9 protein-coding genes are annotated in these 12,342 nt (G+C 73.2%); all 9 read right to left on the bottom strand.

All coding sequences use genetic code 11. From position 1 onward, the window contains the following. Positions 1–1,977: ABC transporter permease (locus NBX02_RS05990; protein ID WP_250290345.1), on the bottom strand; the 1,977-nt coding region annotated here is incomplete at its 3' end. A 211-nt stretch (positions 1,978–2,188) separates the two neighbouring features. Continuing rightward, positions 2,189–2,722, bottom strand: coding sequence for a hypothetical protein (locus NBX02_RS05995; RefSeq protein ID WP_250290347.1), 534 nt, complete (start codon positions 2,720–2,722; stop codon positions 2,189–2,191). 373 nt (positions 2,723–3,095) lie between these two features. Beyond that, complete coding sequence (locus NBX02_RS06000; RefSeq protein WP_250290348.1) at positions 3,096–3,401, bottom strand: hypothetical protein; 306 nt, start codon at positions 3,399–3,401, stop codon at positions 3,096–3,098. 551 nt (positions 3,402–3,952) lie between these two features. Next, positions 3,953–4,924, bottom strand: coding sequence for an NAD-dependent epimerase/dehydratase family protein (locus NBX02_RS06005; protein WP_250285623.1), 972 nt, complete (start codon positions 4,922–4,924; stop codon positions 3,953–3,955). 16 nt (positions 4,925–4,940) lie between these two features. Continuing rightward, positions 4,941–6,407, bottom strand: a complete 1,467-nt coding sequence (locus NBX02_RS06010) for a helix-turn-helix domain-containing protein (RefSeq protein ID WP_250285622.1) — start codon at positions 6,405–6,407, stop codon at positions 4,941–4,943. A gap of 234 nt (positions 6,408–6,641) precedes the next feature. Then, positions 6,642–6,890 carry a hypothetical protein gene (locus NBX02_RS06015; RefSeq protein ID WP_250285621.1) on the bottom strand — a complete coding sequence of 83 codons (249 nt, stop codon included), beginning with the start codon at positions 6,888–6,890 and terminating at the stop codon, positions 6,642–6,644. After that, on the bottom strand, positions 6,887–7,591 hold the full coding sequence (locus NBX02_RS06020; RefSeq protein ID WP_250285627.1) for an NUDIX domain-containing protein: 705 nt from the start codon (positions 7,589–7,591) through the stop codon (positions 6,887–6,889). Before NBX02_RS06020 ends, NBX02_RS06015 begins: the two co-directional genes overlap by 4 nt. 353 nt (positions 7,592–7,944) lie before the next feature. After that, positions 7,945–9,396 carry a nicotinate phosphoribosyltransferase gene (locus NBX02_RS06025; RefSeq protein ID WP_250285620.1) on the bottom strand — a complete coding sequence of 484 codons (1,452 nt, stop codon included), beginning with the start codon at positions 9,394–9,396 and terminating at the stop codon, positions 7,945–7,947. A 70-nt stretch (positions 9,397–9,466) separates the two neighbouring features. Continuing rightward, positions 9,467–12,016, bottom strand: a complete 2,550-nt coding sequence (locus NBX02_RS06030; RefSeq protein ID WP_250285619.1) for a putative bifunctional diguanylate cyclase/phosphodiesterase — start codon at positions 12,014–12,016, stop codon at positions 9,467–9,469. Between the last annotated feature and the right edge of the window lie 326 nt (positions 12,017–12,342).

Below are 12,342 nucleotides of genomic sequence, written 5' to 3' on the forward strand. Positions count from 1 at the left end.
GATCAGGGCGGACGACGCGGCAGCGGCCCGCGCGGCGCCCGGGCCCGCCCCCGCGGGCCCGGCCCGGCCCGGTTCGGTCAGGTCCTCGACGATCCGCTGACCGAGGCGGGTCACCAGATGGCGGACGGCGGAGGCGAGACCACCGGGCAGCCAGCCCAGGCTCAGCGCCAGGATGCCCACGGCCAGGGTGGCCGAGCCGGCCGGCGCGAGGGTGTCGATGGTGACGATGAAGCCGGCCGCGACCACCGCGCCCGCGGCGCTGTCGGCGCCGAACACGACGACGGCGGTGAACCAGAGCAGGCTGTTGAGCGGGGAGAAGGTCTCCGCGTCGAACGAGGCGTAGCTGAGCATCAGCAGGGCGCCGCCCAGCCCGGCCACGGCGGCGGAGACGGTGAAGGACAGCAGCTTGAGGTTGCGCACGTCCACGCCCACCGCCGCCGCGCCCTCGGGGTGGTCACGCACGGCCAGCAGCGCCCGGCCGAGACGCCCCTCGTGCAGGTTGCGCACGACGAGTAGGCCCAGCCCCAGACAGACCAGCTCCACCACGTAGAACCAGCGGTCGGACAGGATGTGCCCGGCGATGGACAGCGGCGCGACGTGCAGCCCCGAGACGAACGTCTGCTGCTGGAAGACGAAGCGGGACATCACCGCCCCGACCGCGAACGTGGTGAGGGCGAGCGCCAGCCCGCGCCGCCGGATGGCGGGGTAGCCGGTGAGCAGGCCCACCGGGGCGACCAGCAGCGCCCCGACCAGCAGGGCGACAAGGCCCGGCAGCGCGGGCAGCCCGAACAGGTCGCCGCCGGCGAGCTTGGCGGACAGCAGCGCGCCGAGCCCGGCGTAGCCGGCGACGCCGAGGGAGATCTGCCCGCTGTAACCGGTGACGATCACCAGGGACAGGAAGATCAGGGCCAGCGCCGGCACGGTGAACGCGTCGCGCAGGTTGATGGGCGCGAAGGTGAGCGGGGCCGCCAGCAGCACGGCGCCGGCAAGCTTGCCGAGGACGTCCCGGCGCTGCTCGGTGAGGCTCGCCCGGTACGTCTGCGGCGCGCCGCGGCTGGAGAACCGGCCGGTGGAGCCCGCGTCCCCGCCGAGCTCGCGCAGCCGGGGGAGGACCAGCAGCAGCACCAGCAGCGCGGCCACGAACAGGTTGGACTGCACGGCCAGATACAGGGCGCTGAACTCGCCCGTCACCTGGAACTGGCTCAGCTCGCTCTGCAGGATGCCGATGGCCAGGGCGGTCAGCACCGCGCCCGGCAGGCTGGCCAGCCGGGCGGCCACGACCACCGCGAACGTCTCCAGCACCAGCAGGGTGAGCCCATACGGGGTGAGCTGCAGGCGAGGCGCGAGCAGGATGCCGGTGAAGCCGGCGAGGGTGGTGCCGACGGCCCAGCCGGCCGCGGCCACCCGGTCGGCCGGGATGGCGGACAGCTCGGCGAGCCGGCGGTCGTCGACGACGGCCCGTACCTGCCGGCCGAAACGGGTGCGGGCCGTGATCAGGCCGAGGGCCACGCACACGGCGACGACCAGGGCCAGCTCGGCGAGCGCGTCGACACCGATGCGGCTGCCCCCGGGCAGCTGGACCGTCCGCTCCGGGAACAGGTTCGGCACGTCGTTACGGGACCCCAGGCCCCAGATCCCGGCTGTCATCCCGACGGTGAGCACGAGCACGCCCAGGCTCGCCACCAGCGACTCGGCGGCGGACGCGCGCCGGCGGGCCAGCGGGCGGAAGACGAACCGTTCGAGCACGACGCCGATCAGCGGCGAGACGACCGCGAGGGAGAGCAGCGCCGCGGCCGCGACCGGCAGCCGCCAGTCGACGACCATCGCGCGGAAGACGTAGGCCACCAGGGCCGCGATGCCGCCCTGGGCGATGTTGAGGACACCGTTGGTCCGGTAGGTCACGAGCAGGCCGATGCCGGAGAGCGCGGCGATCGCCCCGATGGAGACCCCGGCGAATGCCAGATCGACGCTTCTCATCCGGCCCGCCCCCACGGCGCGGCAGCAACGCGATTCTGCCGTTTCCGGCCCGTCTGCCGTTCCCGGCCTGCCGGCAGCCCAGGGATGCGGGCCGCCGGCAACACGCCAGGAGCAGCCTCAGGAGCCGCGCCAGGACTCCAGCCGCGCTGTCGCCGGCCCCGGGGCGGCCCGGGGAGCGTGGCCGGGCCGCGCCCGGCGCGGCGGGCTCGTCTCACGCGGCAGGCTTTGGTTCGCAGATCGTGCAGGGTGTCAGGCCGCGGGCGGCGATCTGAGCGGAGTCCACCGGCTGCGCCGGCTTGCTGGCGATCATTTCGCAGGTACGGCGGTGGTAGGTCCGGCCGGCGGGCACGGCGAACAGGCCGCCGTCGTCCTGGCCGCCGGCCGCCGGATCCGCCACCGTCGTGGGGGTGGCGGGCGCCGGCGCGGAGGCCGCGGCGACGATCAGCCTGTGCAGATCATCGACCTGGCGGTCGAGCCGTCCCCGGGCCTTGGCGGCGGCGTCGATCTGGTCGGCCACCAGCAGCGCGCTGCCGAGGAAGACGAGCGCGAGCCCGCCGAGCCCACCGGAGACGAAATAGGGGAGCTGGCGACCGGGGTCGGTCTCCGCGGACACACCGAGATAACAGCCGAACAGCAGAACACCGCCGGTGACGGCTATGAGCCAGCCGCGTACAGCACGTAGTATGCCGACGACCACTCGAGGTGTCGGCCGGGGGTGCTGACCACCCGCAGGCTGTGTGTCCACCCTGTGTCTCTCCCCCAAAGGCGCTGCGGCTGTGGTGGCTGCCCGACAGATGTCGGCTGTGGTGACCGCCCGACAGACGTCGGTTCCGGCGCGGGCGACCTGCCCCGATCAGCGTAGGTCAGCTTAGTGCCCCGTATGAATGCCTGCCGCGTCGGCCGTGCCGAGGGCGCCTGCGATGGCTGGCCGCTGGTTCGTGGTGGGTGTGGTTCGTGATGCCTGACTGCCTCGCGCGGGCATCCGCACCCGGGCGCGGGGCCTTTCGCCGGTCGGATGGATGGCCGGTGGATGACGTCGTGGAGCTGTTCAGCCGGATGGGCTGGGCATCACCGCGGTGATGTCCGGGTACGGATGGGCCGGGTACGGATGAACGAGGTCAGACGGGGCGTCGCTGTTGAGGTGGGGCAAGTGCGAGCATGGCAGGACTTCTCGTGACACATCCGTGAATGCTGCCGATGTCGTCGATGTCATAGTCCTGCCTGGCCTGTTGCCAACGGGTGGACTCACAGCGTTCCGCCCACAGCCGCCGGCCGACCCGGTTGCGGCGGTCCTCGACCTCCAGGGGCGCGAGTACCCCGCCCAGCGCCGCCTGCAGGTGGGCCCAGTCGTGCGCGGCGTCCCACGTCGCGAACGAGCCCAGATGCTCCCCGTCGTAGTCGTAGACATGGTATGGACGGCCCACGGGCGTCTCCTTCACTGATCTGGATGCCTCCGGGCGCGCCGGAGGCCGTGTTCCCGTATCTGCCGTGTTCTCGTATCTTTCGTGCGCGTATCCAGGCCCGCGGGACTATGTTATGTCCAGGTTCGAGTAGAACCACCGGTTTCGTCCAAGGACGACGGGTCATAGCCGTATGAACGACAGCTCCGTGGCCGGCGGCGGACGTTGGTGACCAGAAGACCGTGCCGCTTGAGTCTCGACACGAAGCCGCGACGTCGAAGCTCCAGACCGGGCGCGTCGACGGGGCCGCCATGGCCATCGCCGCAGGTCCATGATGCCCGTCCATGGGGCCGTAGGACCCCTGAACGCGGTAACCCGCCTCGCGAGTCACCATGAGTGACATTTCTATAGCGTATTTGTCGCCATTGGTCCGCCCGGTCGAGGGCTGTCGAAGGACCGGCCGAAGAGACAGGACCGGCCGATAGAGGCGGGGACGGCCGAAGAGGCGGGGACGCCGACGGGCCGGGAGAGGCCGGGGGAGCGGAGGAAGCCGAGCGGTGCCGCCGGACGCGCGGTCACCTGGACGTGGCGGTGGTGGACGCCCGTGAGGCCGCCGCGTCCCAGGCGTCGGCGACGATCCGGTCGATGGTCGAGCGGCTGCCCTGCCAGCCCAGCTCCGCCCGGATACGCCGGCTGTCCGCCACGAGCACGGGCGGCTCCGCCGCCGGCGGGCGGTGTACCCGTCGCACGGCGCGGCCGGTGACTCGCTCCACCGCGTCGAGGACGTCGGTGACGCTGACCCCGAGGCCGGTACCGACGTTGAAGATCCTGCTGTGGCCGGGCCGGACGGCGTCCAGGGCCGCGAGATACGCGTCGGCCATGTCGGCCACGTGCACGTACTCGCGGATCACCGCCCCGTCCCCGTTGACACCGAAGGACTCGCGGCACCCGGCGGCCACCGCCAGCGCCGCCGGGATGATCCGGCTCTCGTCGTTGTCGAGGTGCCGGCCCGCGGCGCCCGCGACGTTGAAGGAGCGCAGCACCACCGCGCCGATCCCGCCGGTCGCGGCCTGGTGGACGACGAGCTGCTCGGCGGCGAGCTTGGAGGCCCCGTAGGGGTGGGTCGGCGCCGGGGACGTGCTCTCCGGGATGGGCTGGGTCTCCGGCGTGCCGTAGACGGCGCCGGTCGACCCCAGGACGACGACCGGCGCGGTCCCGGTGGCCTCGGTGCCGCGTTCGAGCAGCCGCAGCAGGTTCGCGGTGCCCGTCACGTTCACCGCGAAGTACCGCAGCGGGTCGTACCGGGACTCGCGCACCCGGGTCAGGGCGGCGAGATGGCAGACCGCGTCGAACCCGCGGTCGAGCCGGGCGAGCTCGAGCGCGCGGACGTCCACCAGGTCGGCGACGACGATCTCCGCCTCCGACGCGAGCCGCGGGCACGATCCTCCGGAGTGGACGAGCGCGGTCACCCGATGCCCGGCCGCGGCGAGGGCGTCGGTGACGGCCCCACCGACGAAACCGGCCGCGCCGGTGACAAGAACACGCACGATGTCGACGGGGCCGTCAGGACGCGGCCCGCATGCGCAGCCCGGGCAGCAGCGTCCCGCGATGGCGCCATGCGAGCTCCAGGCAGGCCGCGGCCGAGGGCGCGAGCGGTTCGTGTTCGATCAGCCGGCGGACGGCCGCGTGGGTGAACGGGATGCCCTCCGACGCCCGCCGGTGCGGGCCGGTGGTGACCACGGAGCCCTCGGCGTTGACCGGGACCATCCCGGCGAACAGCGAGTCGAAGACGTCGGCGTCCACGACCACGACCGTGAGGATCTCACCGAAGAGCGTGAGCGCGTCGACGCCCATGCCGAAGCACCAGGCGCGGACCCGGCCGGCGCGCCGGGCCCGCTGCAGGGAGCGGAACGGCTCGTCGCCGTCGTAGTCGATCAGGGAGGAGCTGCTGCCGTCGTGCTCGGCGTTGCCGAGCAGCTCCTCGCTCAGCTCGCGCATGATGTTGCGCCAGAGGTCGAAGTCGGCCTCGTGGTGGCACGGGGAGATCCCGGAGGGCTGGAACACCCCGGCCGGCAGCACGTGGTAGACCCCGCCCGCGGTCGCCACCGAGCCGGCGCTGCGGCGGTGCAGCATGAAGCTCGCCCGGCTCTGGTCGTGCCGGATGGTCAGGGTGTTGATGGACGGCAGGACGACCCGCTGGCCCAGGTCGAACGGGTCGCCGATCCGGCGCCGCAACGGCAGCGCCGGCCAGGACAGCCCGCCGCCGAGCATGGCCGCGGCCGTCTCATGGGCGACCGACTCGCACACGTCGAGGGCGTCGAAGTAGGTGGTGTGGCCGAAGGCCAGCCGTGGCCCGCGCTGCCCGGCGCGGGTGGCCTCAAGCATGCGGAAGCTCAGGCGGTTCTCGAAGAGCGTGGGCCGGTCGAGATCGCGCATGGCCCGGGTGTAGGTCCCGAAGGCGGCCCCGCCGTCGGTCAGCGGACGCAGATGCTCGGTGTCGGTGCCCGCTCCCGACACCGTCGGTGCGGGGAGCGCGTCGGACCACTCCAGTTCGATGTCGGCGAGGTCGACCGGCTCGTCCCACATCCAATCGGGCCGGGTCAGCAGGCCGTTGCCGAGCCGGTGGGGCTGTGGGTACAGGCCGGCGGTGGCCCGGGCCAGGCTGATCCGGTGGTGGTTGAGGTGGTCGCGTGTCAGCCGCCAGGTGCGCTGGCTGGCCGCGATCCGCTCGTCCAGCGGGTCGGTGGGGGCGGCGTCCCGGCGGCTCTCGGCCAGGGAGCCCGCGGCCAGGCCCACGTCCTCCGGGGACAGCGACAGCCGGCGGGCGATGTGACGCAGCGTGGAGATGTCGTGAATAACCCGCCGGCCGCTTTCGACCTTGGAAACGTAGGACTGGTCGAAGCCGAGCCGTTCGGCGAGCTGCTGCTGGGTAAGGCCGAACGTCTGCCGGTAGGAGCGGAGAAGGAGTCCCACGCCGGTCGATCGCGTCGTCTGGTGCGGCGGCGTCCACAGCCATGGCTGACCAGTCACCCGCGGTCCTTTCATCCGGCTTCGGGGTTACTGGAAGTGAGCATAACTAGTCGGTCGATCGACCGCGCATAGCCACAAAATGGTCGCTTCCGGTACAGCGAAAATGTTGCTTGCGGTGAAGTGAATCACACGTTCCGCTGACAATCTATTGCGCGTATCCGGGCCGGGCGAGCGGGTGTCGCGGGCCGGCCGGCCGCCGGTTCTTCAGCCGTCCGAGGTTTCCGGTTGGGTGGATCATCTGTTCACGACGCCGTCGGCGAGATCAAAAAAGATCACGACGACGATCAGTGCGATGATCCAGCGAAGAAGGCCCAGCCGGCCCCAGATCTCACGCGCGGCACCGCCGCCGACGCGGCGGCCCCACACCAGCAGCGCGAACAGGGCGCCACCGACGACGACGAGAAATATGCCTGCGTTACTGGCGTCGGGATGCACGTCAACGATGATCGCAGATGATCCCGGGGAGATGGTGGCGTCGTTCACACGGAACGGCGCAACAGTGGTGGGTGCAGGGCCGTGGCGGAGCCCCGCCGGTACAGCTCGGCCGGGCGCCCCCCGCCGCGGGGCGCCGCGCGGGCGCCGACCGGCACCACGAAGCCAGAGGTCGACAGCACCTTGCGGCGGAAGTTGGGCGGGTCGAGCGGGGCGCCCCAGGCCGCCTCATAGACGCGGCGCAGCTCGGCCAGGGTGAACGGCTCCTCGCAGAAGGCGGCGGCGAGCGGGGTGTACTCCAGCTTGCTGCGGGCCCGTTCCACGCCGTCGGCGACGATCGTCGGATGGTCGAAGGCGAGGACCGGGCCGTCCGCGGAGCCCAGGTCCTCCACCGGCCACCAGCGGGCCGTCGGCCCGTCGCGGTCGGTTCCCGGCGGGGGCGGCAGGTTCGGGAGCAGGGCGAGGTAGGCCACGCTGACGACCCGCGCCCGCGGGTCGCGGTCCGGCCGTCCGTAGGTGCGCAGCTGCTCAAGATGGCCGGACGCGGCGACCCCGGTCCCCTCGGCGAGCTGCCGGCGGGCCGAGGCGTCCAGGTCCTCGTCCACCCGGACGAAGCCACCGGGCAGCGCCCAGTCGTCCTGGAACGGCGGCGCGTCCCGCTGGGTGACCAGTACGCAGAGCTGCCCGGAACGCAGCGTCAGCAGGACGACATCGACAGTGACCGCGATCGGGGACGGCCCGTTCACGAGCATGTCCGGGGCCCGCCGCGCGTAGCCCCGGCCCGCCCGCGCCCGGCCCGCCCCGGCCCTGTCCGTGGGGACGCTGTCCACGGGGTCCCCACCGAGCGGGGTCTCGTTCGACATGACAGGTCTCACGATGCCCCAGTGTGCGGCCTGGCCACGCCGGCGGGGGCGCTGACCCGCCGTCCGGCCCGGGACGGCGGCGCCGGGCAAACCAGCGCAAAGGCCCGGGCGGGACGGGCGGGACGAGCCGGCTGGGCAGAGCGAGCTGAATGGGCAGAACGAACCGGCTGGGCAGAGCGAGCCGGGCGAGCGGGGTGAGCCGGTAGGGCGATGGGGCGGGCCGCGGGCCCGTCCGGCGGGGCCTACAGCTGTCCGGGCTGCCGCGCTGCCCGCTGGCCGGCGGTGATGACCGGCAGGCACGGCCCGCCGTAGGTGACCTGCAGCGCGTGCGCCGGCAGGGACGCCAGGGCCGCCTGGTGATGGGCCCGGGCGGCGCGCAGCCCCTCGGCGGTCGTCGCGTCGGAGTCGAGAATCCGGCCGCCGCGTACCAGCGGCACCAGCAGCGGCCGTTCCGGCCAGGACGGGCCCGCCTCCGGGCCGCGCGGGGCCCGCGGACGGCCGGTGCCGGTGCCGGTGTGGCTCTCGTCCCGCTTCGCCGCCGGCTCGGCTCCCCGGACCGGCGTAGTGATCACGTCGGCGACCGCCACCCCGTCGCGGCCGTGCCGGCGGGTCAGATGCTTACGGCCGCCCCTGGTGCTCTTGCCGACCGAGGCCTTCGCGACCGCCGTCCCCGCCACCTCGACGAGCTTGTAGACGAAGCCCGTCGTCGGCGCGCCCGAGCCGGTGACGAGCCTGGTGCCCACGCCGTAGCCGTCCACCGGCGAGGCCGCGAGCGAGGCGATGGCGTGCTCGTCGAGATCCCCGGTCACGATGATGCGGGTGGCCTGCGCGCCGAGGCCGTCGAGCTGGGCGCGGGTGGCCCGGGCCACGGCCGCGAGGTCGCCGCTGTCGAGCCGGACCGCGCCGAGCGCCGTCCCGGCCACCTCGACCGCGGTGGCGACCGCCGCCGGCACGTCGTAGGTGTCGACGAGCAGCGTGGTGCCCGTCCCGAGCGCGGCGGTCTGGGCGGCGAACGCGTCCCGCTCGGAGGCGTGGACGAGCGTGAACGCGTGCGCCGCCGTGCCGGTCGTGGGGATGCCCCAGCGCCGGCCCGCCGCCAGGTTCGAGGTGGCGGTGAAGCCGGCCAGGTAGGCGGCCCGGGCCGCGGCGACCGCGGCCTGCTCGTGGGTGCGGCGGGAGCCCATGTCGACGCACGGCCGGCCCGCGGCCGCGGCGACCATCCGGGCGCCCGCGGCGGCTATCGCGCTGTCGTGGTTGAGCACGGAGAGCACCAGCGTCTCCAGCAGGACGCATTCGGCGAAGGTGCCTTCGACGACCAGCACCGGGGTGTTCGGCATGAACGGCTCGCCCTCGGCGAGGCCGTGGATGTCCCCGCTGAAGCGGTAGCCGGCCAGGTAGTCCGCGGTGGCGTCGTCCACGGTCCCGTTGCCGCGCAGGTAGGCGAGCTCGTCCGGGCCGAACCGGAACGCCGCGATCGCCTCCAGCAGGCGGCCGGTGCCGGCGAGCACACCGAACCGGCGCCCGGCCGGCAGCGCCCGGGTGAACACCTCGAAGACCGCCCGCTGCGACGCCGCCCCCGAACGCAGCGCGGCCCGCAACATCGTCAGCTCGTACTGGTCGGTCAGCAGGGCCGTGGACGCCGGTGCTGGCGGCTGCGCGGGCAGCGGCATGGGCAGCGGTGTGGGCGTGGTCATCGCGGACCACACTAGGACCTCAGCAGATCACACGCACGATCCTGGTGTATCGGGTCATCTCCGTGTCAGGTCATCTGCCGTCGGTCGCCGGATACGCCCTGCGGACGGGCGCGGCGCCCCCGGCCCGCTCCCCGGCGGGGCGCCGGAACGGCAGCACGTCGGCCGATCGCGGGGCCGCCAGCCGGCCGGCGTCCCGCAGCAGGGCGGTGGCCTCCTCGGCCGTGCCCGGTGGGCTGATGAACGCACCCTGGGCGAGGTCGCAGCCGAGGGCGGACAGGGCGTTGAGGGTCTCGGCGTCCTCGACCCCCTCGGCGACGACCCGCAGCCCGAGGTCGTGGGCCAGCGCGACAGTGGCCCGCACGATCGCGCGGCTGGCCCGGCCACCGGCGGCGTCGCGGACGAACGACTCGTCGATCTTCACCTCGTGCAGGTCGAACTGCCCGAGCACGTTGAGCGCGCCGTAGCCGGTGCCGAAGTCGTCCACGGCCAGCCGCACCCCGAGGTCGCGCAGCGCGGCCAGCGAGCGCGCGGTCGCGGCGGACTCGGTGACGACCGCCCGTTCGGTGATCTCCAGGGTGAGCGCCGCCGCGGACAGCCTGTTCGCCAGCAGCAGCTGCGCGATCTCGGTGGCCAGGCCCGGTTCCAGGAGATTGCGCGCGAACAGGTTCACGGAAATACCCACCCGGGCGCCGTCCGCGTGCCACCGGCCGGCCGCGGACAACGCCTCCCGCAGCACGGTCCGGGTGAAGTCGCCAATGCGTCCGGACTGTTCCACGGCACCGATGAAGGCGTCCGGGGAAAGCCGGCCGAGAACCGGGTGGTTCCACCGTGCGAGGGCCTCGAAAGCGACGATCCGGCCCGTTTCCAGGTCGATCTGCGGCTGGTAGCACAGGTTTATGTCGCCGTGGTCGAGCGCGTCGTGCAGGTCCGCCATCAACGCCATGTGGGCCAGCGTGGAGGAATCCTCGTCGGCCCGGTAACGCCGGTAACCGCCGTGCGTTCTCTTGGCCTGGTACATGGCGACGTCCGCGCGGCGCAGCAGCTCGTCGACGGTGTCGCCGTCCTCGGGGAGGCAGGCGATCCCGATGGACGCCTCCACCGAGAGCATCATCCCCTCGACGGCGACCGGGTGGGCCAGCACCCTGGTCAGCGTGGCCGCGATGGTCTCGGCGGCCTCGGCGTCCCGGATCCCGGTCAGCAGCACGGCGAACTCGTCCCCGCCGATGCGGGTCACCAGGTCGCCCGCGCGGACGCCGCGCCGCAGCCGTTCGGCGATCCCGCGCAGCAGCTGGTCGCCGGCGTCGTGCCCGAGGGTGTCGTTGACGTCCCGGAACCGGTCGAGGTCGACGAGCAGCAGGGCGGAGCGCGGCCCGGCGGCGGTGGCGGCGATCGCCTCGGCGGTGCGCCGCTGGAGCATCCGGCGGTTGCCCAGGTTGGTCAGGGCGTCGTGGAACGCCTGGTCGTGGGCTTCGGCATAGGTGTTGGCGTTCGTGACCGCAAGCGCCACCAGGTTCGCGAACGCGGCGAGGACGGCCTGGTCGTGGTCCTTCCAGGGGGCCGGCCGGGCGAAGCGCAGCCGCAGCACCCCGACCTGGCCGGCAGGCCCGGTCAGCGGGGTGGCGACATGGTCGGTTCCGCGCTGGAAGCCGGTTGGCGATGCGGTCGGCGATCCGGACGGCCGGGGCGCGGGCGCCGGCGGCCGCGATATCGACGCCGGTGGCACGGGTGCAGGTGGGCCCGGCGGTGGTATCGGCGGTGGGCCCGGCGGTGCTATCGGGTCGACGACGAGCTCCACGCCGTCCGGCCGGAAGATCTCATAGGCGATCCTCGTCGCGCGGGCCTCGATGGCCGTCCGGTCCAGAATGGCGAGATCCTTCGCGGCCGCGTTGAGCTGGCGCCAGTGGTCACGCTGCTGGGCCGAGTCGACCTGCATCCGGTAGACCATCACCAGGCCCGCCAGGACCGGCGGGAGGACGATCAGCGTCACCGGGCTGGTGTGGGCGAGCGCGACGGCCGCGCAGCCGACCGCGATGCCGCCGGCCGCGATCACGGTGCTGATGCCCATGGTCTCGCACAGGGTCCGGCGCAGCGGCGTCCCGCGCGCCGCGGAGATCACCATGGACACGGACAGGCTGGTCCACAGGCAGACCGTGAGGCCGGCCGGTGCCGCGAGCAGGATCTCCACACCCTCCAGATGCCCTGGACGCCCGCCCGACAGCCACAGGACGCCGGCCGCGACCGCGGTGCCCAACGTGGCGCTGGCCCCATTGAAGATCACCTTCACCGGTGGCCTGCGCAGGATGGCGTGCATGACCGGGACCACCACGGCGCTGATCGTGACGAGCTGGGGGGCGGGCAGCAGGGCCAGCCCGATGACCACGCTGGCCTCGCTGAGGTCGTAGTCGCCGGTGTGGTGCCCCGAACGCACCCGCAGCAGGGGTATCGGGCCGATCGCGACACAGGCGATCCCGAGGGCCAGCCGATACCACGAGACCGGTCCGGCTGTTTCCGGCAGGCGGGCCAGGCAGACCACGGTCACGGCCGCCGCGGTGGAGGTGACCATGACGAGCACCAGGTGGTACCTGGACGGTACTAACCGTGCACGCGCGCCGACGGCCATCTGGGCTCCCGTCCTGCCTGCGGAGGTTGCGTGATCGGGCCACCGGGATCACGCCGCCTGGACGGCGGCGCACCCGGTGCCTTACGTAGGCTTGACGTTACGGTCATCGTTCACTACGCCCCGATCATGTACTACGCGGTGGGGGCGTAGTGAGCTGATACCGATATTGCGAGGGGGCGCCGTGGCGCCCCTGTCCGACCGGGGCCGTGTCGGCCTTGTCGTGTCGACGGCCCGTTCGCCGGGTCAGGGGCCGGCGGACCGGCTCCCGTGGGCCGGCTGCCGACCGGCCCGCGCGTACCGCCTGGCCGGCCGCCGCGGGCCCGACC

The sequence above is a fragment of the Protofrankia sp. CiP1_Cm_nod1 genome (assembly GCF_920888515.1).
Lineage (GTDB): Bacteria > Actinomycetota > Actinomycetes > Frankiales > Frankiaceae > Protofrankia.